27 protein-coding genes and 1 riboswitch are annotated in these 25,139 nt (G+C 62.5%); of the genes, 11 read left to right on the forward strand and 16 right to left on the reverse strand.

Annotation, left to right across the window (positions count from 1 at the left end; genetic code table 11):
• Positions 1–3 precede the first annotated feature (3 nt).
• Positions 4–648: a TetR family transcriptional regulator C-terminal domain-containing protein gene (locus AC1DNK_RS27520; protein ID WP_112390446.1), complete on the reverse strand. Its 645-nt coding sequence runs from the start codon at positions 646–648 to the stop codon at positions 4–6.
• 281 nt (positions 649–929) lie between these two features.
• Here AC1DNK_RS27520 and AC1DNK_RS27525 point away from each other — a divergent pair, with 281 nt between their 5' ends.
• From AC1DNK_RS27525 to AC1DNK_RS27540, 4 genes are all read left to right on the forward strand, one after another.
• Positions 930–2,183, forward strand: a complete 1,254-nt coding sequence (locus AC1DNK_RS27525) for a Zn-dependent hydrolase (protein ID WP_477944250.1) — start codon at positions 930–932, stop codon at positions 2,181–2,183.
• A 52-nt stretch (positions 2,184–2,235) separates the two neighbouring features.
• Complete coding sequence (locus AC1DNK_RS27530) at positions 2,236–2,433, forward strand: hypothetical protein (RefSeq protein ID WP_477944251.1); 198 nt, start codon at positions 2,236–2,238, stop codon at positions 2,431–2,433.
• Positions 2,434–2,535: 102 nt separating this feature from the next.
• Complete coding sequence (gene hydA / locus AC1DNK_RS27535) at positions 2,536–3,990, forward strand: dihydropyrimidinase (RefSeq protein ID WP_477944252.1); 1,455 nt, start codon at positions 2,536–2,538, stop codon at positions 3,988–3,990.
• A gap of 5 nt (positions 3,991–3,995) precedes the next feature.
• On the forward strand, positions 3,996–4,373 hold the full coding sequence (locus tag AC1DNK_RS27540; protein WP_477944253.1) for a hypothetical protein: 378 nt from the start codon (positions 3,996–3,998) through the stop codon (positions 4,371–4,373).
• Positions 4,374–4,375: 2 nt separating this feature from the next.
• On the opposite strand, the gene AC1DNK_RS27545 is transcribed toward AC1DNK_RS27540, so the two are convergent.
• Positions 4,376–4,789, reverse strand: coding sequence for a cupin domain-containing protein (locus AC1DNK_RS27545; RefSeq protein WP_477944254.1), 414 nt, complete (start codon positions 4,787–4,789; stop codon positions 4,376–4,378).
• Positions 4,790–4,888: 99 nt separating this feature from the next.
• On the opposite strand from AC1DNK_RS27545, the gene AC1DNK_RS27550 reads away from it, so the two are divergent.
• The 6 genes from AC1DNK_RS27550 to AC1DNK_RS27575 all read left to right on the forward strand — a co-directional run bounded on the left by AC1DNK_RS27550 (position 4,889) and on the right by AC1DNK_RS27575 (position 13,844).
• Entirely contained in the window at positions 4,889–5,671 is a 783-nt protein-coding gene (locus tag AC1DNK_RS27550; protein WP_477944255.1) for an ABC transporter ATP-binding protein, read from the forward strand.
• Between the two features lie 204 nt (positions 5,672–5,875).
• Positions 5,876–6,760 (forward strand): ABC transporter permease, encoded by an 885-nt coding sequence (locus tag AC1DNK_RS27555; protein ID WP_477944256.1) that lies wholly within the window; start codon positions 5,876–5,878, stop codon positions 6,758–6,760.
• On the forward strand, positions 6,757–7,884 hold the full coding sequence (locus tag AC1DNK_RS27560) for an ABC transporter permease (protein WP_477944257.1): 1,128 nt from the start codon (positions 6,757–6,759) through the stop codon (positions 7,882–7,884). Before AC1DNK_RS27555 ends, AC1DNK_RS27560 begins: the two co-directional genes overlap by 4 nt.
• 57 nt (positions 7,885–7,941) lie before the next feature.
• Complete coding sequence (locus tag AC1DNK_RS27565) at positions 7,942–8,913, forward strand: ABC transporter substrate-binding protein (protein ID WP_477944258.1); 972 nt, start codon at positions 7,942–7,944, stop codon at positions 8,911–8,913.
• Positions 8,914–9,333: 420 nt separating this feature from the next.
• Positions 9,334–10,527, forward strand: coding sequence for an efflux RND transporter periplasmic adaptor subunit (locus tag AC1DNK_RS27570; RefSeq protein ID WP_112516354.1), 1,194 nt, complete (start codon positions 9,334–9,336; stop codon positions 10,525–10,527).
• Between the two features lie 11 nt (positions 10,528–10,538).
• Positions 10,539–13,844, forward strand: a complete 3,306-nt coding sequence (locus tag AC1DNK_RS27575; protein WP_112445868.1) for an efflux RND transporter permease subunit — start codon at positions 10,539–10,541, stop codon at positions 13,842–13,844.
• A gap of 130 nt (positions 13,845–13,974) precedes the next feature.
• Here AC1DNK_RS27575 and crcB read toward each other — a convergent pair whose 3' ends face one another.
• Both crcB and AC1DNK_RS27585 read right to left on the reverse strand, forming a co-directional pair.
• Positions 13,975–14,406 (reverse strand): fluoride efflux transporter CrcB, encoded by a 432-nt coding sequence (gene crcB / locus AC1DNK_RS27580; RefSeq protein WP_477944259.1) that lies wholly within the window; start codon positions 14,404–14,406, stop codon positions 13,975–13,977.
• 52 nt (positions 14,407–14,458) lie between these two features.
• A riboswitch (Fluoride riboswitch) is annotated at positions 14,459–14,521 on the reverse strand.
• Positions 14,522–14,625: 104 nt separating this feature from the next.
• Positions 14,626–15,378: an SDR family oxidoreductase gene (locus AC1DNK_RS27585; RefSeq protein WP_477944260.1), complete on the reverse strand. Its 753-nt coding sequence runs from the start codon at positions 15,376–15,378 to the stop codon at positions 14,626–14,628.
• A 111-nt stretch (positions 15,379–15,489) separates the two neighbouring features.
• Here AC1DNK_RS27585 and AC1DNK_RS27590 point away from each other — a divergent pair, with 111 nt between their 5' ends.
• Entirely contained in the window at positions 15,490–16,431 is a 942-nt protein-coding gene (locus AC1DNK_RS27590) for a LysR family transcriptional regulator (protein ID WP_477944261.1), read from the forward strand.
• A gap of 10 nt (positions 16,432–16,441) precedes the next feature.
• Here the strand turns inward: AC1DNK_RS27590 and ureG are convergent, their stop codons facing one another.
• The 12 genes from ureG to urtE form a co-directional block, all read right to left on the reverse strand.
• The gene (ureG, locus tag AC1DNK_RS27595) at positions 16,442–17,053 is read right to left on the reverse strand and encodes an urease accessory protein UreG (RefSeq protein ID WP_112390432.1); all 612 of its coding nucleotides are present in this window, start codon (positions 17,051–17,053) and stop codon (positions 16,442–16,444) included.
• Between the two features lie 76 nt (positions 17,054–17,129).
• Complete coding sequence (locus AC1DNK_RS27600; protein WP_477944262.1) at positions 17,130–17,801, reverse strand: urease accessory protein UreF; 672 nt, start codon at positions 17,799–17,801, stop codon at positions 17,130–17,132.
• A gap of 6 nt (positions 17,802–17,807) precedes the next feature.
• Positions 17,808–18,353, reverse strand: coding sequence for an urease accessory protein UreE (locus AC1DNK_RS27605; RefSeq protein ID WP_477944263.1), 546 nt, complete (start codon positions 18,351–18,353; stop codon positions 17,808–17,810).
• Positions 18,354–18,434: 81 nt separating this feature from the next.
• Entirely contained in the window at positions 18,435–19,304 is an 870-nt protein-coding gene (locus tag AC1DNK_RS27610; protein ID WP_477944264.1) for a GGDEF domain-containing protein, read from the reverse strand.
• A gap of 315 nt (positions 19,305–19,619) precedes the next feature.
• Complete coding sequence (ureC, locus tag AC1DNK_RS27615) at positions 19,620–21,329, reverse strand: urease subunit alpha (RefSeq protein WP_477944265.1); 1,710 nt, start codon at positions 21,327–21,329, stop codon at positions 19,620–19,622.
• Between the two features lie 3 nt (positions 21,330–21,332).
• A complete protein-coding gene (locus tag AC1DNK_RS27620) occupies positions 21,333–21,956 on the reverse strand; it encodes a Urease operon accessory protein (RefSeq protein ID WP_477944266.1) in 624 nt (207 codons plus the stop codon).
• 16 nt (positions 21,957–21,972) lie between these two features.
• Positions 21,973–22,389, reverse strand: coding sequence for a lysozyme inhibitor LprI family protein (locus AC1DNK_RS27625; protein ID WP_112390427.1), 417 nt, complete (start codon positions 22,387–22,389; stop codon positions 21,973–21,975).
• Positions 22,390–22,422: 33 nt separating this feature from the next.
• Positions 22,423–22,728, reverse strand: coding sequence for an urease subunit beta (locus AC1DNK_RS27630; protein ID WP_477944267.1), 306 nt, complete (start codon positions 22,726–22,728; stop codon positions 22,423–22,425).
• Positions 22,729–22,738: 10 nt separating this feature from the next.
• Positions 22,739–22,993, reverse strand: coding sequence for a DUF1272 domain-containing protein (locus AC1DNK_RS27635; protein WP_477944268.1), 255 nt, complete (start codon positions 22,991–22,993; stop codon positions 22,739–22,741).
• Between the two features lie 10 nt (positions 22,994–23,003).
• Entirely contained in the window at positions 23,004–23,306 is a 303-nt protein-coding gene (locus tag AC1DNK_RS27640; RefSeq protein WP_477944269.1) for an urease subunit gamma, read from the reverse strand.
• Between the two features lie 21 nt (positions 23,307–23,327).
• Positions 23,328–24,149, reverse strand: coding sequence for an urease accessory protein UreD (locus tag AC1DNK_RS27645; protein ID WP_477944270.1), 822 nt, complete (start codon positions 24,147–24,149; stop codon positions 23,328–23,330).
• Positions 24,150–24,308: 159 nt separating this feature from the next.
• Entirely contained in the window at positions 24,309–25,004 is a 696-nt protein-coding gene (urtE, locus tag AC1DNK_RS27650; RefSeq protein ID WP_112390422.1) for an urea ABC transporter ATP-binding subunit UrtE, read from the reverse strand.
• Positions 25,005–25,139 lie beyond the last annotated feature (135 nt).

The following is a 25,139-nucleotide window of genomic DNA, read 5'->3' on the forward strand; positions in this document are numbered from 1 at the left end:
CGCTCAGACCGGCTGCACCATCAGCCCGCCGACGAAGAGCTGTTCCAGAAACCGCGCGGCATCCTCGAAGCGCCCGGCACCGGAATGTTCCTGGCCGAGCACCGCCCTCACCTGCACGTCGAAGTCGGCATAGTGCTGGGTCGTCGACCAGATCGAGAAGATCAGGTGATAGGGATCGCATTTGGCGATTTTGCCGGCCTTGGCCCAGACGCGGATCACCTCCGCCTTCTCGTCCACCAGGCTCTTCAGCGGCCCCTTCAGCTCGTCCTCGATATGCGGCGCTCCCTGCAGAACCTCGTTTGCGAACAACCGGCTTTCTCGCGGGAAATCGCGCGCCATCTCCAGCTTGCGCCGGATGTAGCTGCGGATTTCGGATTCCGGATTGCCTTCGGCATTGAAGGCCCTGAGCGGCTCCAGCCAGGTGAAGAGTACCCTGTCGATCAGCGCCCGGTGCATCGCTTCCTTGGTGCGGAAATAATAGAGCAGATTGGGCTTCGACATGCCCGCGGCGGCAGCGATCTGGTCGATGGTCGAGCCGCGGAATCCGCTGACCGAAAACACATCCAGCGCCGCTTCGAGGATCTGCTCTTCCTTCTCCTCCTGGATTCGCGTCCGGCGCTGGGTCCTCGCTGCTCTCGGAATGGCCATATGGCTCTCGTTTCCCTCACAAATTCAACTGCTTCACTCAAGTTTTCAGAAGCAGTTTCCGGCTCGCAAATTTGTCAGTATTTTTGCTGTTTTACGTCTTGAGCCCGGCGCCGGAAGCTGTAATGTTTACCAATCGGTCAAATTATCCGTCAGATGCAAAATAAAGGCAACGGCGGATTTTCCAGCGCAAAGAAAACAAACAATCGCGCCGGGAATTGACCAAGGGAACAGACCGGACATGCTCAGCGCATGACTGATGAAAACAGGCGAGGACTTCAGATATGGTGGCAGCACCAGGCGAAAACATGCGCGTCAACGGCGACCGTCTGTGGGACAGTCTCATGGACATGGCAAAGATCGGTCCCGGCATTGCCGGCGGCAACAATCGCCAGACGCTGACGGACTCGGACGCAGAAGGACGCAGCCTCTTCAAGACCTGGTGCGATGCCGCCGGCATGACCATGGGCGTCGACAAGATGGGCACAATGTTCGCAACCCGCCCCGGCACCGATCCTCACGCCCTGCCGGTTTACGTCGGCTCTCACCTGGACACCCAGCCGACCGGCGGCAAATATGATGGCGTGCTCGGCGTCCTCGCCGCCCTCGAAGTCGTGCGCACGATGAACGACCTCGGCATCAAGACCAAGCACCCCATCGTCGTCACCAACTGGGCGAACGAGGAAGGCGCGCGTTTCGCGCCCGCCATGCTTGCCTCCGGCGTCTTCGCCGGCGTCCACAGCATCGATTACGCCTATGGCCGCAAGGACCCCGAGGGCAAGACCTATGGCGACGAGCTGAAGCGCATCGGCTGGCTGGGCGACGAGGAAGTCGGCGCCCGCAAGATGCACGCCTATTTCGAATATCACATCGAACAGGGCCCGATCCTCGAAGCCGAAAACAAGCAGATCGGCGTCGTGACGCACTGTCAGGGCCTGTGGTGGTTGGAATTCACCCTGACTGGACGCGAAGCTCATACGGGCTCGACGCCGATGAACATGCGCGTCAATGCCGGCCTTGCCATGTCGCGGATCATCGAGATGGTCCAGGGTGTTGCTATGGGCGAACAGCCCGGCGCCGTCGGCGGCGTCGGCCAGGTGTTTTTCTCGCCGAATTCGCGCAACGTGCTGCCCGGCAAGGTGGTCTTCACCGTCGATATCCGCACGCCTGATCAGGCCAAGCTCGACCGCATGCGCGCCAGGATCGAGGCCGAAGCCGCCAAGATCTGCGAAGCACTCGGCGTCGGCTGTTCGATCGAGGCCGTCGGCCATTTCGACCCCGTCACCTTCGACCCGGTCCTCGTCGGCCGCGTCCGCGATGCCGCTGAAAAGCTGGGTTACTCCCACATGAACGTGATCTCCGGCGCCGGCCACGACGCCTGCTGGGCCGCCAAGGTGGCGCCCTCCACCATGGTCATGTGCCCCTGCGTCGGCGGCCTCAGCCACAACGAGGCGGAAGAGATTTCCAAGGAATGGGCAACGGCGGGTGCCGATGTGCTGTTCCATGCGGTGGTCGAGACGGCGGAGATTGTGGTGTGAAACAATTGCGCCTATATTCCGAAGGAAAATTGCCGCCAACGGAGGCCGGTGAATGTCGACCGACAACCTCATACTTGAGCACTTGCGTGCCATCCGGGGCACCGTCGAACGGCTCGCCGACGACATGCAGGTCGTCAAGCAGCGTCTCGGCATACTCGAACATCAATATGCGACCATTTCGACACGGCTCGACCGCATCGATGAACGCGTCTCGCGGATCGAAAAGCGGCTTGATCTCGTCGAGGCATAGCCCCCTCGAGCATTTACCGAACATCACCCGACTGCTTCGCACGCAACCTCTCCACTAGGGGATGCGATCGGTCACCTGACTCAATAAGAACAGGGAACAGCCATGACCACAGTCATCAAGAATGGAACCATCGTCACCGCCGACCTGACCTACAAGGCCGACGTGAAGATCGAAGGTGGCAAGATCGTCGAGATCGGGCCGAATCTTTCGGGCAACGAGGTGCTGGACGCCACGGGCTGTTACGTCATGCCCGGCGGCATCGATCCGCATGTACACCTCGAAATGCCCTTCATGGGCACCTATTCCTCAGACGATTTCGAGAGCGGCACGCGCGCCGCTCTGGCCGGTGGCACGACGATGGTCGTCGATTTCTGCCTGCCAGATCCCGGCCAGTCGCTGCTCGATGCGTTGAAGCGCTGGGACAACAAGTCGACCCGCGCCAATTGCGACTATTCCTTCCACATGTCGGTGACCTGGTGGGGCGAGCAGGTCTTCAACGACATGAAGACCATCGTGCAGGAAAAGGGCATCAACACCTTCAAGCATTTTATGGCCTATAAGGGCGCGCTGATGGTGAACGACGACGAGATGTTTGCGTCGTTTTCGCGCTGCGCCGAACTCGGCGCTCTCCCCCTCGTCCACGCCGAAAACGGCGATGTCGTCGCCGCCATGCAGCAGAAGCTGATGGACGAAGGCAACAACGGGCCCGAGGGACACGCCTATTCGCGCCCGGCCTCGGTCGAGGGCGAAGCGACGAACCGCGCCATCATCATCGCCGACATGGCGGGCGTCCCGCTCTATGTCGTCCACACCTCCTGCGAACAGGCTCATGAAGCGATCCGCCGCGCCCGCCAGAACGGCATGCGCGTCTATGGCGAGCCGCTGATCCAGCACCTGACGCTCGACGAGACCGAATATTTCAACCGCGACTGGGACCACTCCGCCCGCCGCGTCATGTCCCCGCCCTTCCGCAACAAGCAGCATCAGGACAGTCTCTGGGCCGGCCTTTCCGCCGGTTCGCTGCAGGTGGTGGCGACCGACCACTGCGCCTTCACCACCGACCAGAAGCGCACCGGCCTCGGCGACTTCCGCAAGATCCCCAACGGCACCGGCGGTCTCGAAGACCGCATGCCGATGCTCTGGACCTATGGCGTCGCGACCGGCCGCATCACCATGAACGAGTTCGTGGCGGTCACCTCGACCAATATCGCCAAGATCCTCAACGTCTATCCAAAGAAGGGCGCGATCCTCATCGGCGCCGATGCCGATATCGTCGTCTGGGATCCGAAGCGCTCAAAGACCATCTCGGCCAAGAGCCAGCAGTCGGCGATCGATTACAACGTCTTCGAGGGCAAGGAGGTCACCGGCCTGCCGCGCTACACGCTGACCCGCGGTGTCGTCGCCATCGAGGAATCGACGATCAAGACCCAGGAGGGCCACGGCGAGTTCGTCAGGCGCGAACCCTTCCAGGCCGCCAACAAGGCGCTCTCCACCTGGAAGGAGCTGACCGCTCCCCGCAAGGTCGAACGCACCGGCATCCCGGCGAGCGGGGTGTAACATCAATGCGCGGCCAAGTCATTCTGACGATTGTTTCATTGGCCGCGCTCTCCACCGCGGCTTTCGGCGATACGCTGCCGATCAAGGGCAGCTACGGCAACAAGGATGGCTGCGCCTACGCCAAGTCGGGCGAAAGCACCGGCTCCGATAACTTCTTCCTGCTGACCTCCGAGGCGATCACCACCGCCGCCTCCTATTGTGAGATCAAGAAGCTCGTGAAGACCGAGGGCAAGAATTTTACGGCCACGGTCTCCTGTCAGGCCGAGGGTGAGGAAGGCGAGAGCGAGGACACGGCGAAGATCACCTCCGGCCCCAAGGGCTACACGATCGGCTTCACCTCGGACGCCGCCATCAAGTGGGGGCCGCTGCCGCTATGCAAGTAGCCTCAATCCGGCACGATACTGTCGAGCGCGGGCAAGAGCACGACGCTCTCCTGCTCGTTGGGATCTGTCCGCGCGATGATCGCCGTGCAGGGCGTGCTGCTCAGATTGGCGGGCAGATGCGGAACGCCGGCCGGAATGTAGAAAAGCTCGCCAGCATGGACGATGACATGGTTCTCGAGATTGTTGCCGTACCAGGTATGGGCCTCGCCGGAGAGCATGCAGATCGCAGTCTCGTGCGCCTCATGCAGATGCGCCTTGGCCCTCACGCCCGGCGGGATCGTCAGGAGATGCATGCAGATGCCCTTGGCGCCGACCGTTTCCGCGGCAATGCCTTCGAAATAGCTGAGCCCCTGCTTGCCGTCATAGGCGTGGCTGGGGCGAACAATGTGGCAGGTGGGCTTTGACTTAGCGTCCATTCTCATCCTCCATGGACTTTGCCGCGGCATGTAAAACCGGGCGGCAGCATAACATGCAAACCGCGCAGGCGCGGGGAAAACAGGACTGGTAACATCTCGATGCAAGCAGCCTCCGTCGTATCCGCCAAGGATCTCTGTCTCACCTTCCAGACGAATGACGGGCCGGTGCATGCGCTGAGCAATGTCAATCTCGACGTCAACAAGGGCGACTTCGTCTCCTTCATCGGCCCATCCGGCTGCGGCAAGACGACGTTCCTCCGCGTCATCGCCGATCTGGAGAAGACGACATCAGGCGCGATCAGCGTCAACGGCATGACGCCGGAAGAAGCCCGCAAGGCCCGCGCCTACGGCTATGTCTTCCAGGCGGCCGCGCTCTACCCCTGGCGGACGATCGAGAAGAACATCGCCCTTCCCCTTGAAATCATGGGCTACTCAAAGGCCGACCAGAAGAAGCGCATCTCTGAGGCTCTCGAGCTCGTCGAGCTTGCCGGCTTCGACAAGAAATTCCCCTGGCAGCTCTCCGGCGGCATGCAGCAGCGCGCCTCGATCGCCCGCGCACTCGCCTTCGACGCCGACCTGCTATTGATGGACGAGCCCTTCGGCGCGCTGGACGAAATCGTCCGCGACCATCTGAACGCCGCTCTGTTGAAGCTCTGGGCCCGCACCAACAAGACGATCTGCTTCGTCACCCACTCCATTCCGGAAGCGGTCTACCTCTCCACCAAGATCGTCGTCATGTCCCCCCGCCCCGGCCGCGTCACCGATATCATCGACTCGACGCTGCCGACGGAGCGCCCGCTCGGCATCCGCGAGACGCCGGAATTCCTGGAGATCGCGCATCGGGTGCGCGAGGGGTTGAGAGCGGGGCATAGTTATGAGTGATATGATGTTTCGGGCCGTGGTTACCCCCCTCTGCCCTGCCGGGCATCTCCCCCACAGGTGGGGAGAATGGCTGGGCGCACCCACTCGTTCCAACATTGATGTCTGGCGCGAAGCCCGCCACGAGTCGATCTCCCCCCTTGAGGGGGAGATGTCCGGCAGGACAGAGGGGGGTAACCCCACCCTCAGAGCCAAGAGGATGTCCGCATGAAACCCGACACCCTCAAGGACAAGATCGTCCCGGTCCTGACCATCCTCGCCGCCCTCGTCGTCATCTGGTACATCGCCGCCGTGTTCATGAACGCGCCGTTCCAGCGCGACATGGACCAGCGAAACAACATCACGCCGACAACATCCGAATTCATCTCCGCCACGCTCTCCCAGCCGAAGCCGATCCTGCCGGCCCCGCATCAGGTGGCGCAGAACGTCTTCGAAAACACCTTCCTCAGAAAGCTCTCCAGCAACCGCAGCCTCGTCTATCATGCCGGCGTGACGCTCTCCTCGACGGCGCTCGGTTTCGCGCTCGGCACCATGCTCGGCATCCTGATCGCGGTCGGCATCGTCCATATCAGGGCGCTGGACCGCAGCCTGATGCCGTGGATCATTGCCTCGCAGACCGTGCCGATCCTGGCGATCGCGCCGATGGTCATCGTCGTGCTCGGATCGATCAACATCACCGGGCTGATCCCGAAAGCGCTGATCTCGACCTACCTGTCCTTCTTCCCGGTCGCCGTCGGCATGGTGAAGGGGCTGCGCTCGCCCGAAGTGATGTATCTCGACCTGATGCGCACCTATAATGCCAGCGCCGCGCAGACCTTCTGGAAGCTGCGGGTGCCAGCCTCGGTCCCCTTCCTCTTCACCTCGATGAAGGTGGCGATTGCCGCCAGCCTCGTCGGCGCCATCGTCGGCGAGCTGCCGACCGGTGCCGTCGCCGGGATCGGCTCGAAGCTGCTCGCCGGTTCCTATTACAGCCAGACCATCGATATCTGGGCGGCGCTGGTGGCGGGTTCCGTGCTGGCGGCACTGCTCGTCGCGGTCGTCGGGCTCGCCGCCAAGATCGTCGATCGCGCCATGGGCGGGAGGCCGGCATGAAATATCTGACGCTCTCCTGGCAAAGCGCGCTGGCGCTGCTCTTCTGTCTCGGCGCCATCGTTTCGCTGCCGCTGCTGGCGGACGGCGCCCCCGCCCCGTTCAGCAGCCAGACCACGACGCTTGTCGTCATCATCATCGCCGCCGCGGCGCTGATTTCGCTGACGGCGCTGCCACCGCTCTATTCCGCGACCGTGCTGCTGCTGGCCTCCTTCGACGCCGCCTGGCTGCTGCTATCGGGCATTACCGGCAACGAGGGCATGGCGACGAAAGCCTTCCTCCTGCTGATCGCTGCCGCCTGGCTGCTCGCCTGGCGCTGCGTCACGCTGCTGTCGGATCTGCAGCCGCTGTCGAACACCGGCAAATCCTTCCTGCGGCTGTTGATCCCGGCGATCTTCGGCGCCTGGATCCTGATCCTCTGGGAGGCGGCAACGCGCGGCGGCGGCATCCCCTTCGTCATACTGCCGCCGCCGAGCACCATTGGTGTGCGGATCGCCAATTCTCTGCCGATCCTCGGCGAGGACGTGCGCCAGACGATCTTCAAGGCCGTGCTGTTCGGCTATGTCGTCGGCTGCGCCTCCGGCTTCATCGTCGCGATCCTCGCCGACCGCGTCGCCTTCCTGCGCCGCGGCCTGCTGCCGATCGGCAACATGGTCTCGGCCCTGCCGATCATCGGCGTGGCGCCGATCATGGTCATGTGGTTCGGCTTCGACTGGCCGTCGAAGGCTGCCGTCGTCATCATCATGACCTTCTTCCCGATGCTGGTGAACACGGTGGCGGGCCTTTCCGCCTCCGGTGCCATGGAGCGGGACCTGATGCGCACCTACGCATCCGACTACTGGCAGACGCTGCTGAAGCTCCGGCTTCCCGCGGCAATGCCGTTCATTTTCAACGCCCTGAAGATCAACTCGACGCTGGCGCTGATCGGTGCCATCGTTGCGGAATTCTTCGGAACCCCTATCGTCGGCATGGGCTTCCGCATCTCCACCGAGATCGGCCGCATGAATGTCGACATGGTCTGGGCCGAGATCGCCGTCGCGGCGGTGGCTGGCTCGGTTTTCTACGGCGTCGTCGCCCTTGCCGAACGGGCGGTGACTTTCTGGCATCCGTCTATCCGTGGTGGCTAGGCGTCGCTTTGTTCCCGCAAATGGGATTGGGGCATAACTTCAGAGGGAAAAAACAAAATGAAGAAGTTGATGGTTGCAATGATGGCGAGCGCCATGTCGCTTGCCGCCGCTCATGCGATGGCGGCCGACAAGGTGACGCTGCAGTTGAAGTGGGTCGCGCAGAGCCAGTTCGCCGGCTATTACGTCGCCAAGGACAAGGGCTATTACGAAGAAGAAGGGCTCGACGTCGATATCAAACCGGGCGGTCCTGACATCGCCCCGGAACAGGTGATCGCCGGCGGCGGCGCCGATGTCATCGTCGACTGGATGGGCGGCGCCCTGGTTGCCCGCGAGAAGGGCGTTCCGCTCGTCAACATCGCCCAGCCCTACCAGAAGTCGGGTATGGAAATGATCTGCCGCAAGGACGGCCCGATCAAGACCGAAGCCGATTTCAAGGGTCATACGCTCGGTGTCTGGTTCTTCGGCAATGAATATCCGTTCTTCGCCTGGATGAACAAGCTCGGCCTGAAGACCGAAGGCGGCGCCGATGGCGTCACCGTGCTGAAGCAGAGCTTCGACGTCCAGCCGCTGCTGCAGAAGCAGGCCGACTGCATTTCCGTCATGACCTATAACGAATACTGGCAGGCAATCGATGCCGGCCTGAAGCCTGAAGACCTGATCGTCTTCAACTACAGCGCCATGGGCAACGATCTCCTGGAAGACGGCCTCTACGCCAATGAGGACAAGCTGAAGGACCCGGCTTTCAAGGAAAAGATGGTCAAGTTCGTCAAGGCCTCGATGAAGGGCTGGAAATATGCCACCGAGAACCCGGATGAAGCAGCAGGCATCGTCGTCGATGCCGGCGGCCAGGACGAAAACCACCAGAAGCGGATGATGGGCGAGGTCGCCAAGCTGATCGGCGACGGCAGCGGCAAGCTCGACACAACGCTCTACGATCGCACCGCCAAGGCTCTTCTCAACCAGAAGATCATCACCAAGGAGCCATCCGGCGCCTGGACGCACGACATCACCGACGCGGCTTCCAAGTAAGCGGAACAGTCAAAACCATGGCCAACGCGCGGAGAGATCCGCGCGTTTTCTGCTTTTTTAACGCCGATTGAAATTATTTGGCGTGCGCGTGTCGCATCTGCCATGTCTCGATCGTCTTCAGATTATACGTTGCGATCAATCATCGGAATGCAAACATAACCTGACGGTGATTGATCTATACGTAAACGGTAATTAATGTGCCACTCATGGGGAATTGTTTTCTAGCGGTCTTGTACGTCGCGCAAACCGATACCACGTACAAAACCAGATTTGCCGGACCGGGGACTTCTCTGTATGAGAGACGGCAAATGCGGGAATACCTCTGAGTAGTTAGACAGAGACGGGAATGGCCTGTTCGCAAGCTGCAGCATCGCTGCGCCGATTTTGGCCGGACATTTTGACATAATTGGATGACGACGCATGGCACGCACGCTTGAAATACTACGCGCCTCCACCCTTTTGATCGCCATCATGGCGGTATCGCCGGTCTTTGCCCAGGAGGCCGAAACGGCCACCACGAAGCCGAAGCAAAACCTTCCGGCGATCGTCGTCACCACGGCGAAGACCCGCGCGCTCGTCGATCGCGTCGTCGCGACGGGCACCGTCAAGGCCGTCGAGGAAGTCTATATCCAGCCGCAGGTCGAGGGCCTGTCGATTAGCTCGCTGAATGTCGATGTCGGCGACAAGGTCGCTGCCAACAGCACGATCGCCACGCTGAACCCCGATTCTCTGCTGTTGCAGAAGAGCCAGATGCAGGCCACCAAGGCCAAGGGCGAGGCATCGCTTGCTCAGCTTCGCGCCCAGCTGGTCGAAGCCCAGGCCAACGCCTCCCAGGCCCGCCAGCAACAGGACCGCGCCCAGGAAATGGTCAAGAAGGGCACCGTCTCGACCGCGACGGTCGAGCAGGCCGACGCGGCCGCCGCTTCCGCCAATGCCCGCGTCAGCTCCGCGGAGCAGGCGATCGAGGTCGCCCAGGCCGATCTGAAGGTCACCGACAGTCAGATAGCCGATGCCGACCTGAAGCTCGCCCGCACCGACGTGAAGACGCCCGTTGCAGGCACGGTGGCGGCCAAGAACGCCAATGTCGGCGCCATCGCATCCGGAACCGGCGATCCGATGTTCACCATCATTCGCGACAACGATATCGAACTTGTCGCCGAAGTCGGCGAAAACGACATCATGAAGATCCAGCACGGCCAGAAGGCGACGATTTCGCTTGCCGGCAGCCGCGAGAAACTCGCAGGCTCCGTACGCCTGGTCTCCCCGACCGTCGATCCGACCACCCGGCTCGGCCTGGTGCATATCCTGATCGACGACGACAACAAGGCGCGCTCCGGCATGTATGGCAGCGCCGAAATCATCGTCAACACGGCTGAGAACGTGGCGCTGCCGCTGTCTGCCGTGCTGACGACGAACGAGGGCTCGTCCGCCCGCAAGGTCGAGAACGGCGTGGTGAAATTCGCCGCCGTCGAGACCGGCATCCAGGACGGTGCCTTTGTCGAGATTACGAAGGGCCTGAAGGACGGCGAGGAAGTCGTTGCCAAGGCCGGTGCCTATGTTCGCGACGGTGATCACATCACCCCTGTCCGCGAACAGCCTGCTGCTTCCAACTGAGAGACGGCCCGATGAACTTTTCAGCCTGGTCCATCCGAAACCCCGTAGCGCCGCTGCTGCTCTTCGGCCTGCTGCTTTTTGTCGGCATCCAGTCGTTCAACAAGCTGCCGATCACGCGCTTCCCGAATATCGACGTGCCGCTGGTCTCGATCGTCGTGACCCAGAGCGGCGCTTCGCCCGCCGAACTCGAAATGCAGGTGACCAAGGAGATCGAAGACGCGGTCGCCTCGATCACCGGCATCGATGAAATCCAGTCGACGGTGACGGACGGCCAGTCGCAGACCGTTGTCATGTTCCGCATGGAAGTGCCGACCGAACAGGCCGTGCAGGACACCAAGGACGCGATCGACCGCATCCGCAGCGATCTTCCGGCCAATGTCGAAGAGCCGATCGTTTCCAAGGTCGATGTCGAGGGACAGGCGATCCAGACCTTCGCCGTCTCCTCGCCCGACATGACGCTCGAGGAACTCTCCTGGTTCGTCGATGACACGATCAAGCGCTCGCTGCAGGGTCAGAGTGGCATCGGCCGCGTCGACCGTTACGGCGGCGCCGAGCGCGAAGTGCGCATCGAGCTCAACCCCGACAAGCTGAACGCCTATGGCATCACCGCGGCCAGCGTGAACCAGCAGCTGCGCGGCACCAATGTCGATCTCGGCTCCGGCCGCGGCCAGGTGGCAGGCAGCGAGCAGGCGATCCGCGTCCTCGGCGATGCCCGCAATGTCGCCGAACTTGCCAACACCACCATCGCACTACCGAACGGCCGCTTCGTCAAGCTGACCGATCTCGGCGCCATCAAGGACACCTATCAGGAGCCGAAATCCTTCTCGCGCTTCGACGATACGCCCGTCGTCACCTTCGGCGTCTTCCGCTCCAAGGGCGCCAGCGAAGTCAGCGTCGCCGAAACGGTGGCGCAGAGCCTCGACAAGGTGCGGGCCGAGAATCCGAATGTCGGCATCGAGCTGATCAACGATTCCGTCTATTTCACCTATGGCAACTACGAAGCAGCCATCCACACGCTGCTCGAAGGCGCGCTGCTCGCCGTCATCGTCGTCTTCCTGTTCCTGCGGAACTGGCGCGCAACGCTGATCTCGGCGATCGCGCTGCCGCTGTCGGCGATCCCGACTTTCTGGATCATGGACCTGATGGGCTTCTCGCTGAACCTCGTCAGCTTCCTGGCCTTGACGCTGGCGACGGGTATTCTCGTCGACGATGCGATCGTCGAAATCGAAAACATCGCCCGCCATATCAAGATGGGCAAGACGCCGTATAGGGCGGCCATCGAGGCGGCCGACGAAATCGGCCTCGCCGTCATCGCCACGACGTTTACGATCATCGCGGTTTTCGTGCCGGTGTCGTTCATGCCGGGCATTCCCGGCCAGTACTTCATCCAGTTCGGCCTGACCGTCGCCTTCTCGGTGTTCTTCTCCCTTGTCGTCGCGCGTCTGATCACGCCGATGATGGCCGCCTATCTGATGCGCGCCGAAGACGGCCAGGAAGATCACCACGATAACGATGGCGCCTTCTTCCGGGGCTATACCCGGCTGATCCGCGCCACCACCGGTCACTGGTGGAGCCGGTATGCGACGCTGATCGCCGCCATCGGCTTCCTCATCGGATCGGTCTTCCTGCTGTCGCAGGTTCCGGGCAGCTTCCTGCCGCCGGAAGACGCCTCGCGCATTGTGCTCTCGGTCGAGCTGCCGCCGAATGCGACACTCGATGACACCGACAAGACCAGCAACGCCATCTATGAGCGCGTCAAGGATATCGACGGCGTCGAAAGTGTCTTCGTGCTCGGCGGCGCTTCGCCAAAGGGCGACCTCGAGCTGCGCCGCGCGACGATCACCCTCTCGCTCCACAAGCTCGACCAGTCGCTGGTCAAGAAGCTCGTCAACGACGTGCTCGGCTCCATCCCGGTCATCGGCCCGCATCTGCCGAAGGTCGAGGTTCACGGCCGCGTCCGTCCGCAGTGGGATATCGAAAAGGAAGTCTTCGCCAAGGTGAAGGACATTCCTGACGTCCGCATCCTGAAGCTCAACGACCGCGGCGAACGCGACCTGTCGTTCAACTTCCTCTCCAAGAACGATCAGGACCTCAACGAGGCCGTCGGTCTTCTGGAATCGAAGCTGCGCGCCGATCCGCTGCTCGCCAATGTCAGCGCCGATGGCGCCCTGCCCCGTCCGGAACTGCAGGTCCGCCCGCGCAAGGATCAGGCCGCCCGCCTCGGCATCACGCCGCAGCAGATCTCCGAGACCATCCGCGTCGCCACCATCGGCGACGTCGATGCCGCACTCGCCAAGATCTCGCTCGACGACCGGCAGATCCCGATCCGCGTCCAGGCCTCGCTCGACATGCGCCGCGATCTCCAGGCCATCCGCGCCCTGAAGATCCAGACCGCCAGCGGCGGCAGCGTGCCGCTCTCGACGGTCGCCGACATCGACTATTCGGAAGGTGTCAGCTCGATCAAGCGCAACAACCGCTACCGCGTCGTGGCGATCGGCTCCGACCTCCCGCAGGGCGTGGCGCTGGATACGGCCTCGGCCCGCTTCCTTGAGATCGTCAAGGATACCAAGATCCCGTCCACGGTGCAGCTCGTCGAAAGCGGCGACACCAAGGTGCAGAAGGAAATGCAGCAGAGTTTCGTCAACGCCATGTTGATGGGCCTGATGCTGGTGCTTGCGGTGCTGATCCTGCTCTTCAAGAACGTGATCCAGCCCTTCACCATCCTGTTCTCGCTGCCGCTGGCAATCGGCGGCGTGGCAGTCGGCCTGCTCGTCACCAACAATCCGCTGTCGATGCCGGTTCTGATCGGCATCCTGATGCTGATGGGTATCGTCACCAAGAACGCCATCTTGCTCGTCGATTTCGCCATCGAGATGCGCCGTCACGGCCTGTCGCGTGTCGAAGCCATGGTGGAGGCCGGCCGCAAGCGCGCCCGCCCGATCATCATGACCTCGATCGCCATGTCGGCCGGCATGCTGCCGTCAGCCATGGGCGTCGGCGAAGGCGGCTCGTTCCGCGCGCCGATGGCCATCGCCGTCATCGGCGGCATCATCGTCTCGACAGTGCTGTCGCTCGTCGTCGTCCCCTCCTTCTTCCTGATCATGGACGATCTCTCCCGCCTGCTCGGCTGGATGTTCGGCCGCCTCGTCGGCAAGAAGGATGTGGAAGAGCCCACCTTGTCCCGCGAGGAACTGACCGAAGCCGTCGGTTCGCTCAAGGACCGGGTGAGCGCGATCGAAAACCCCGAAGCCAAGCAGAAGAACGCCAACAGCAATGGCAAGAACGTGCTGAGGCTCCCGCCCTTTGCGGCGGAGTAACGGGGACGTCTCTTACAAAAAGGCCGGGCTCAATGCTCGGCCTTCTTGTTTGCGGGATAGCGCACAGACCACCACGCTTCCCTCATCCCTGTGCTCGTCACAGCGATGAGGGCATTTTGGTTGCCGCCCCTCACACCTCTTCCTCCACCCTCAACTGCGCCACCTGCTTCTCCCCGCCGTTGAAATAAGACGCAATCAAATGCCCCGCCGAAACGGCAGCGACGCAAAGCACCACCGAGACGGCGATATTCACCCCTGCCCGCATCATGGCGCCCGAACGGATCAGATCGAGCGTCTGCAGGCTGAAGGACGAGAAGGTGGTGTAGCCGCCACAGAGACCGATCATCACGAAGAGCCGCATGTTCTCCGACACCGGAAAACGGCCATGCGCCAGCGTCAGCGTGCCGAACAGGCCGATGATGAAGGAGCCGGTGATGTTGATGATGATCGTGCCCCAGGGCAGGTTGCCGCTGATCGGCGCCGCCAGGACCGAGATCAGATATCGCGCCAGGGTGCCGAGAGCGCCGCCAGCCATGATGATCAAGCAGGTATAGAGTGACATGCACGCCTCACTATATCGGCGGGCAGTAGACACACTCCCACCGTCGATTGAAATCGCGGTAGGAGTCATCAGCCATCACGGCGGTTATCGGGGGCACTCCATCCCCATCACCAATAGGCTAATCGCGGCAGGCCGGAGATGCAACAGGCTCAGGCCGCGTCATTTTGCATCGCTGTGGCCGCGTCTGGCCACAGCGTCCACATCACCTGCCGGAACGCATCAGGCCGAAAACCCGCCATCGGCGATAATCTCGGCGCCGGTGACGAAAGCGGCGCCAGGGCTTGCGAGATAGGCAACGACGCTGGCGATCTCGTGATCCTTGCCGTAGCGGCCAACGGCGATGCCGGGACCGACGATCTGCGAAATCGGTCCGCCATCAGGGTTCATGTCGGTATCGGTCGGGCCGGGATGGACGGTGTTGACGGTGATCCCCTTCGGCCCGAGATCGCGAACCAGACTGCGATTGAACCCGGCGACGGCGCCCTTGGTCAGCGTGTAGAGCGAAGCGGTCGGAAAGGCCGCGTAACGCACCATCGACGAACCGATATGAATGATGCGGCCGCCGAGCTTCATCCGGCGCACAGCTTCCTGTGTCGCCACGAACATGCCGGTGACGTTGACGGCGATCATTCGTTCGTAATCCGAAAATGTCGTCTCCTCGATGGCGCCGCCGAGCGCGATGCCTGCATTGTTGACGAGAATGTCGATCGCGCCGAAGGCTTCCCCGGCCTTTGCCACCGCGGCCCGGACGGCAGCAGGATCGCCGGCATCGGCCTGGATTGCGATGGCTCGTCCACCCCCAGCCTCGATATCCTTGACGACAAGCGCGGCCCGGTCGGGCGACGCATGGTAGGTGATGGCAACCACCGCCCCATCCGCCGCCAGCCGCCTGGCGATGGCAGCGCCGATCGAGCGCGAGCCGCCGGTGACGAGTGCTGCCTTGCCTGACAGGGGTTTCGATAGATCCGTCATTTCCTGAGCTCCAGCTTTCGTTTCGATGGAGCGGAATATGGCCAGTCTATTCCATTGCGATTAGCGGGTAATGGATTTAAGAAATTTCAAACAATCGGTGAAAGTGAAGAGATGGAATCTCTGATCAACCTGGAATCCTTCGTCAGGACCGCGGAGCTCGGCAGCTTCTCCGCCGCGGCGCGACGGCTGGCGATGACGCCCGCTGCCGTCAGCCGCAACGTCGCCGTGCTCGAGGCCAATCTCGGCATCCGGCTCTTCCAGCGCAGCACCCGCAGCCTGACGCTGACCGAAGCCGGCGAGCGCTTTCTGCAGGCGATCGGCGACAATCTCTCCGGCCTGCAGAACGCCATCGCTTCGGCGGCATCAGACGAAGCGGCGCCTTCGGGCACGTTGAGAGTGAGCATGAGCCCGACGCTCGGCATCGGCTATATCCTGCCGTTGCTGCCGGATTTCCTGGCGCGTTATCCGCTGATCCAGCCGGAATGGATGTTCGAGAACAGGCAGGTCGACCTGATCGCCGAGGGCTATGATGCGGCGATCGGCGGCGGCTTCGAGCTGGCGCCGGGCGTGATCGCCCGCACCCTTGCGCCTGCCCACATCATCGCCGTCGCCTCCCCCGCCTATATGCATGGGAGATCGCAACCCGAGGAACCGTCGGAAATGGCCAGGCTCGACGGCATCGTCATGCGTGCCAACCGCACCGGCAAGATCCGCCTGTGGCAGATGCGCAATGTCGCCGGCGACGAGCAGACGGCGGCGCCCAGAGAGCGGGTCGTGGTCGATGATCCGGCAGCCATGCGCGAGGCGGCCCTGATGGGCATCGGCGTGGCGATGATCGCCAAGCCGGACGCGCTGCCGCATCTGGAACGTGGCGACCTCATCCGTGTTGTGCCGCAATGGTATGTCGATGCGGGACCGGTCTCGATCTACTATTCGGGCAGGAAACTTCTGCCGCTGAAGACCCGCGTCTTCATCGATTTCGTTCTCGAAGCCTCGCGGCGGGAAAACTGGGCAGAACGCTTCACCGGAAGCCTCGGCCAGCACGGCCCCTAACGCTTCCGCGTCAGAGCCCGCCATGCTCCTTGAGGAAGCTGACGATCGAGCCGATACCATCGCCGCGCTTCATGTCGGAGAAGACGTAGGGACGGGTTGCCCGCATGCGGGTCGCGTCCCGGTCCATCACATCCAGATCGGCGCCGACATAGGGTGCCAGATCCTTCTTGTTGATGACCAGAAGGTCCGACTTGGTGATCCCAGGCCCGCCCTTGCGCGGGATTTCCTCGCCCTGGCAGACGGAGATCACATAGATGGTGATATCGGCGAGATCAGGCGAAAAGGTCGCCGCCAGATTGTCGCCGCCGGACTCGATGAAAACGACGTCGAGATCAGGAATGCGCTGGTTCAGCCCGGCGATCGCCTGCAGATTGATCGTCGCATCCTCGCGGATGGCCGTATGCGGGCAGCCGCCGGTCTCGACGCCGACGATGCGGTCCGACGGCAGCGCCTGCATGCGCATCAGCGCTTCGGCATCCTCGGTCGTGTAGATGTCGTTGGTGACGACAGCGACGGAATAATCGTCGCGCATCGCCTTGCAGAGCTTCTCCGTCAGCGCCGTCTTGCCGGAGCCGACAGGCCCGCCGATGCCGACGCGGAGAGGTCCGTTTCTCGATTTCATATGCTTCACTCCAGTTCGCCCGATGATAGCCGCCGCCCATGTCAGCCGCCACCGGCAAATGACGCAGATGCCGCCGTCAGGAGCGGAAAAGCCGGGTGCTCTGGGTCTCGTGCCGCAGTGCCGAAATATCGGCCTGGACGGCCGCCGAGCCGAGATCGTCCATGCCGGAGGCCAGCGCCTCCGCAGCAATACCGGAGATCAGAGGCTCCAGCTTTGCGAGAATCGCAACGCCATCCTTCTGCCCGGTCACGCCCAGCCGGATACTCGCCGATACGGCCTGCGAGACGGCGGCATGCAGAAACGCCGCGAGTGCCTTGTCGAGCGCAATGGCATGCGCGCCGGAAACAGCGCCAACCGCGACCGGATACGCGGCCTGCTGGGGCAGCCGGTCGAAGACCGTACCCGGCCATGCGCGTGCGGCCGTCAGGAAGGCCTCGCCCAAGAGCATCGTCTCCTGATGCCGTTCGCGCGAACCGGCCAGCGCTTCAGCGAGCGCAGCGACCTCGGCCAGCTCCGTTGCATCGCCCTGCCCGCGCCAGGCCGCGGCAAAGATCACCGCGTCGTTCCAGACATTGCCATGCGTCAGCAGCGTCGAGATCCAGGTCTCCAACCCGGCTGCGTCCGCAACCATGCCATCGTGGACGGCGCGCTCCAGGCCGCCGGAATAGGCAAACGAGCCCACCGGAAATGCCGGCGAGAGCCACGCCATCAGGCGCAGCAGCGCCTGCAGATCATCGTTCCCGGTCATCGCGGCTCAATCGTGCGAATGACTATGCCCGTCGCCATGGTCGTGATGCTTGTGATCATGGTCGTGGTCATGCCCATGGTGGTCATGATCGTGATGATCATGCGCGTGGTGATCATGGCCATGGCTGTGATAAGCGCCGCGGGCAGGCTGGAAGGGCTCGGTGACTTCGAGAACCAGCGCGCCGAGGCCCTGCAGCATGGTGCGGATCACGTGGTCGCGCAGGATCAGGATGCGATCGTCCTCGATCTGCGCGGCCAGATGCCGGTTGCCGAGATGCCAGGCAAGCTCGATCAGGTGAACACCATTCTTGCCGCGGATTTCGAACAGCTTCTCATCCGCCGCCAGGATCTCGATCAGCTCGCCGTCGTCGCGCACCAGAAGGTCGCCATTGGCGAAGAGCACGGGATCCTTGAGATCGAGCATCACCATGCCGCCGCTTTCCAGATGCAGCAGCTTGCGCCGCAGGTGGCGCAGATCATGCGGCAGCTTCACCTGCTCGATCGGGTGGGAGTTCGGCGTACCGGCGGGGAGATAGGATGTGACGCGTTGCATGGGACTTATCCATTTTGCAGAGACCGTGACCTTGCAAAATAGCGGGCGGCGGCGCAAGCGCCAATCCCGCCGGGGGAGTGGCTAAATGCCGTAGGCGCGCTGCGCGCCGTCATAGCCGGTATCGTCGTCGCCCTGAACGGCAAGACCGTTCTCCACCAGGCGGCTGTGCCAGTCGTGGTGCAGACCTTCGCTCTCGTGGACGACGCGGTTTCGCCCGAGCGCCTTGGCGAGATAGAGCGCCTTGTCGGCCGAGGCATAGACCGCCTCCTTGTTCCGTCCCGGCTCGAGGTCGGCGATACCTGCCGAGATGGTGATCGGCACGGTGCAGCCGTCGGCGGTGATCGGCTGGCAGGCGATCTGGGTTTTCACCTGCTCGACGCGCTCGAGCCGCGCTGCCAGCGGAAAGCCGGTGACGATGACGCCGAATTCCTCTCCACCGAGGCGCGCGACCACCGAGCTGTCGCTGAAGGCCGTCGCCAGGATCGCCGAGATGGCGATGATCACGGCATCGCCGCAGGCATGGCCGAAGCGGTCGTTGATCGCCTTGAAGCGATCGACGTCGAAGATGACCAGCGAGGCATCGGCTTCCACCGTTGCCAGCGCCTCGGTAAAGGCGCGGCGGTTCAACAGGCCTGAGAGCATGTCGGTACGGCTGAGTTTTTCGAATTCCGCCCGCGAGATCGTCAGGTGGTGCAGCGCAAAGCCCGCGATCAACGACAGGAGACCACAGGCCGCCCCGCCGAACAGCCATGAGAACACGATCCCGAGGCTCAGCGAATGGGCAAGTGACAGTGGCAGCAGATCGAAGAAGGAAAGCGGCGGCAGCACGATCAGCATGATCACGGCGGAGAGGATGATGGCGGAAAAGCTCATCTTCAGCGCGAAGCTGAAAATGGTGCCGCGATGCTGAAAATTGCCGAGCCCCATCTGGAGCATCATCCAGTTTTTCATGCGAATCGACCTCCAGCCCCGGCACCCCCATGGCATTTGATTAGAATGCATTTGCTGCCGGGTTCTTAAGCCGATCGTTAAGATTTGAGCGAGTTCGGCCGAATTAATGAAGTTGCATTTTCACGGGCAGGCCGCACCCGCCCTCAACCTGAATCAGAACTGCTGAACGCCTGATTAAACATCTGATATCACGCGCATTTCAGTCCACACCGATGCGCTGATGAAAGCCACGTTTCGAGCACGAAGATTTCCCGGAATTTCTGCAACCACGCAGAGAATGCCGTTAACGAAACGCTTTCGGCAGCGCACCGTGCCTCAGAACAGGAAGTAGCGCTGTGCCATCGGGAGAACGGTCGCCGGTTCACAGGTCAGCAACTCGCCATCGGCCCTGACTTCATAGGTCTCGGGATCGACCTCGATATGCGGCGTCAGGCTGTTGTGGATCATCGACGCCTTGGAAATTCCGCCGCGCGTGTTCTTCACGGCGACGAGACTCTTGGCAACACCGAGCCGTCCCTTGAGGCCTGCATCCAGCGACGCCTGCGACACGAAGGTGACCGACGAGGTGGTGCGCAGCTTGCCATAGGCGGCAAACATCGGCCGGTAATGCATCGGCTGCGGGGTCGGGATCGAGGCGTTCGGATCCCCCATCGGCGCCGCCGCGATCGAGCCGCCGAGCAGCACCATCTCCGGCTTGACGCCGAAGAAGGCAGGGTTCCACAAAACCAGGTCGGCGCGCTTGCCGACCTCCACCGAGCCGATCTCGTGGCTGAGGCCCTGAGCGATCGCCGGATTGATCGTGTATTTTGCGATATAGCGGCGCACACGGAAATTGTCGTTCTCGCCCTTTTCTTCCGGCAGGCGGCCACGCTGACGCTTCATCTTGTCGGCCGTCTGCCAGGTGCGGATCGCCACTTCGCCGACCCGGCCCATGGCCTGGCTGTCGGAGGAGATGATCGAGAAGGCACCGATATCATGGAGGATATCTTCCGCGGCGATCGTCTCCTTGCGGATACGGCTTTCGGCGAAGGCGATATCTTCGGGGATCGACGGCGACAGATGATGGCAGACCATCAGCATATCGAGATGCTCGGAGATCGTGTTGACCGTGTAGGGCCGCGTCGGGTTGGTGGATGACGGGATGACGTTCGACTGGCCGCAGATCTTGATGATATCGGGCGCATGGCCGCCACCGGCACCCTCGGTATGGAAGGCATGGATGGTGCGGCCCTTGAGCGCCCCGATCGTGTCTTCCACGAAGCCGCTCTCGTTCAGCGTATCTGTGTGGATCATCACCTGGATGTCATATTCGTCGGCCACCGAAAGGCAGCAGTCGATCGCCGCCGGCGTCGTACCCCAATCTTCATGCAGCTTCAGCGACGAGGCCCCGGCCAGCACCATTTCTTCGAGTGCAGCAGGAAGCGACGCGTTGCCCTTTCCCGCCAGCGCCAGGTTCATCGGAAAGCCGTCGAAGCTCTCGATCATCCGCTCGATATGCCAGGCACCGGTGCAGGTCGTTGCAAGCGTGCCATGCGCCGGGCCGGAGCCGCCGCCCAGCATGCAGGTGATGCCGGACATCAGCGCTTCCTCGATCTGCTGCGGGCAGATGTAATGGATATGCGCATCCATGCCGCCGGCCGTGACGATCTTGCCCTCGCCCGCGATCGCTTCCGTCGATGGGCCGACGATGATGTTGACGCCCGGCTGCGTGTCGGGATTGCCGGCCTTGCCGATCGCCACGATGCGCCCGTCCTTCAGCCCGATATCGGCTTTCACGATCCCCGTGTGATCGATGATCACCGCATTGGTAATCACGGTATCGACCGCGCCCTGCGCGCGGGTCGCCTGGCTCTGCCCCATGCCGTCGCGGATCACCTTGCCGCCGCCGAACTTCACTTCCTCGCCATAGGTCGTGAAGTCCTTTTCGATCTCGATGAACAGCTCGGTATCGGCCAGCCGCACCTTGTCGCTGACAGTCGGTCCGAACATACTGGCATAGGCGGCGCGGGAGATCTTGTGGGGCATATGTCAGGCTCCTTGGGAGGAAGAATGAGATTGTTCGGCGGCGTATCGTTTCAGCCGCCCGGCAGCGATATATCCATCGACAAGCTGCCGCTCGGCAGCAAAAGGGTGGCCGTCCCAGCCTGCATGACCGAAACCCGCGAGCCCGATACCGGCGCTTGGGAACCGGCGGAAGGTTTCGGCTATCGCGATCAGTCCGGTGCTTGGCACGACGTAAGGCTCGGGGTGAAAGGCGGCGAGCGCGTCGTCCACCGCCTCATGAATCACTTTCTCAACGACCACATGCCGTTTGCCAGCTTCCTTGCAGAAGGCCTTGAACTGACTCGTATAATCGTCGCAGAAGTCGTCGAGCTCGGGATGAGAGATAGCGAGCGGCGCCCGGATCTCCGCAAATTTTTCCGGATCGCGCACGCACCAGATTTCCGACGCTTCGACGACGCCGGGCAGTGTCCGCCAACCGGTATCGCCGGTCATCGCCTTGCCCGGACGGCCGGTATTGCAGACGGCGACCGCATCGGTGCGGCCGGGGCTTGAGGCATAGGATCGGCACTCGTTGAAGCGGATGACGAAATCGGCCGCAGTGATCGCCGCGCGTCCCTCGTCTCCCACCTCACCGTTGCCAACGATCATGATCTTCTGTCCCACGTCAGTTGCCGCCCAATGCGTCGGCAAGCGCCTTCAGTTCCTTGGTCCTGGTGTCGCTGAGATTGGCGAGGCACCCAGCCACCAGCATCGGCTCCATCGTTCCGCCGCGGGCCTGAAAACCTTCGGCCTCGCATTGCGCGTCGCGATAGGAGATCCAGGCGCGCTGCGCTGTGAGCAGCGCCTTCTCGGCGCCGCGATCGTTCTCGTCCAAATCCTCGTCGGTCGCAGCCGCCGCAGTGCGCGTTTCCTTCCACTGGGCATTCAGCGCCTTGTCTGCCTCGCCATAGCGATCCTGTTCGCAGCTCGTCATCTCCGCCTGCGTCTCAGGGTTCTTGCAGTCGGTCTCCTCCTGCGCGAATGCGCCCGAAGCCATTATTACGCCGCCCGCCAATGCAAGCAGGCCAATCACCAAACGCATCATTTCCTCCCGTCTTCTGTTATTTTTTGTGCTTCAAAGCTTGCCCATGACGAGCTGGCGGAAGCCATAGACTTCGCGTTTGCCAGCGAGCGGGATCAGCGTCACCTCGCGCGTCTGGCCCGGCTCGAAACGGACGGCGGTGCCGGCGGGAATGTCCAGCCGCATGCCATGCGCCTTCTCGCGTTCGAAGGAGAGCCCCGCATTGGTTTCGGCAAAATGATAATGGCTGCCAACCTGCACCGGGCGATCGCCGGTGTTCGACACCACAATCGTCAGGGTCGGTGCGCCGGCATTGAGTTCGATGTCGCCGTTTGCGGCAATGATTTCGCCTGGGATCATGTCTTTCTCCTCACGCAGCCTTCTGGGGCGCGCAGCCTTCGGCCTTCAATACACGTTTGGTCGACGCCGGATTGTTGGCGAGCTTCCCGGCCGGGCGGACCGGGCGGCGCGTAAATTCGCCGCCGCAGTTCGGGCATTTGCCGCCGAGCACGTCTTCGGCGCAAGCAGCGCAGAAGGTGCATTCGAAGCTGCAGATCATCGCCTCACGGCTTTCGGGCGGCAGGTTCTTGTCGCAGCATTCGCAGTTCGGGCGCAGTTCCAGCATCGCGGCCTCCTTAGCGGATCGGTTCGTGGACGGTGACGAGCTTGGTACCGTCAGGAAATGTGGCCTCGACCTGCACGTCGTGGATCATCTCGGCGATACCTTCCATCACCTGATCACGGCTGACGACATGGGCGCCGGCCTCCATCAGATCGGCGACGGACCGCCCGTCACGCGCGCCTTCGACCACGAAATCGGTGATCAACGCGATCGCTTCCGGATGGTTAAGCTTGACGCCGCGCTCCAGCCTGCGGCGCGCCACCATTGCCGCCATGGAGATCAACAGCTTGTCTTTTTCTCTCGGAGTGAGGTTCATCGTTCATCCATTCCAGCTGAATTACAGGTTCCAGACTTTCGGCACCGGCGCGCCGTTGCGCAAGGCGGATATGACCGGAATCAGGATTTTTCTGAGCGCGAAACCATCCGCTGCCGCGACCCGCACGACAAGCTTTCCATTCCACGCGCTGGCGCCAGCCATATGCCCTTCGAGTAGCGGGCGCACCTTGGCGAGATAGCTGTCGGCCAGCGGACCGGCATAGAGCATCGTCGCAAACGCCACCTGCCCGCCGAGAACCGGCTGCAGCGCTGTCAGCGCGCCGACCGCGCCATCGAGCCGGAGTTCCTCGGCATGAATAAGCTTGCCCGCGCGGCAGATGCGCCAGCGGTCGCGGAACAGGCCGGTCTGCATCGCCTCGCCCATCGCCTTGCGGCCGAGCAGGATGGCTTCGACGGCCAGAAACTCGGCGGTGTCGCCGAGATCGACGTCGAGGCGGCGAAACAGCGAGGCGCGGTCGAAGAGAATGGTTTCCTGCGGCAGCCAGTCGACCCGCGATCCGGCGCCCGCGTTGATCGTGGTCGTGACTTCGGCAGTGCCCGCCGATGCCTTGTAGATCTTCTCGCAGGCCTGGGTGGTGACGTCGATGCGCGTACCGGGACCGGCAACGACGCTCCAGTTCATCCGGTCGCCACCCGTCAAGCCACCGGCGGTGTTGATTATGACGGCTTCCATCGAGGCATCGAAGGTGTCGGGTAGCCGGATCTTGGCAGCGCCTTCCTGATAGAGCTCGCGAAGCCGGGTGCGCCCATCCAGGGCCTTGGCGGCCAGATGCCCGCGTCCCTCGGCTCTTTGCGGTCTGGTGCTTGCCGCAGCGATCGTCATTCCATCCCCTTGAACATCCGCCGTTCATCCGGCTGTTCTCATTCAATGCGCTAAACAAGTGAAAGCAAGCAATTCCCGTGCCGCCCGCAATCGCCTTCGCAGCAAAGCCGAACGGCTCGCCCCGGAACCGAGATTGCCGAAGAAAGCGGCAATTGCCGCTCAGACGGTCAGGTGGCGGCGGGCCTCAGGCGTATCCAGCGTTTCCGCCAGACCTTCGTGGACGATCTCGCCGCGGTCCATGATGTAGACGTAATCGGCAAGCTCGCGGCAGAAATCGAGATATTGCTCGACCAGCAGGATCGCCATTCCGGTCGAATCCCGGAGATAGCGGATCGCCCGGCCGATATCCTTGATGATCGACGGCTGGATGCCTTCGGTCGGCTCGTCGAGCACCAGGATCTTCGGCCGCGTCACCATGGCCCGGCCGATCGCCAGCTGCTGCTGCTGCCCGCCGGAAAGATCGCCGCCGCGACGTGACAACATCGACTTCAGCACCGGAAAGAGGCTGAAGATATCGTCAGGGATGTTGCGGTCGCGGCGGCCAAGCGGAGCAAAGCCGGTCTCGAGGTTTTCCTTCACCGTCAGCAGCGGAAAGATTTCACGCCCCTGCGGGACGTAACCGATGCCCTGCTTGGCGCGGGCAAACGGCGGCAGGCCGTTGAGCGCGGTATCGTTGAAGGTGACGCTTCCGGCCGACAGCGGGTGCTGGCCGGTGACGGCGCGCAGAAGAGAGCTCTTGCCGACGCCGTTGCGGCCGAGCACGCAGGTGATCTTGCCCATCTCGGCCTTGATCGAGATGCCGCGCAGGGCCTGGGCCGCGCCGTAGTGGAGGTTTGCGTTTTCGACTGTCAGCATGGTTGTCCCCTATGATCGCTTAGGGTTGGGGTACCCCCCTCTGCCCTGCCGGGCATCTCCCCCACAGGTGGGGAGATTGGCTGGGCGCACCCGCTCGCTCCAACGTTGATTATTTGATGAGACGCCCGCCACGAG

Source organism: Rhizobium sp. 01N424 (assembly GCF_056399485.1).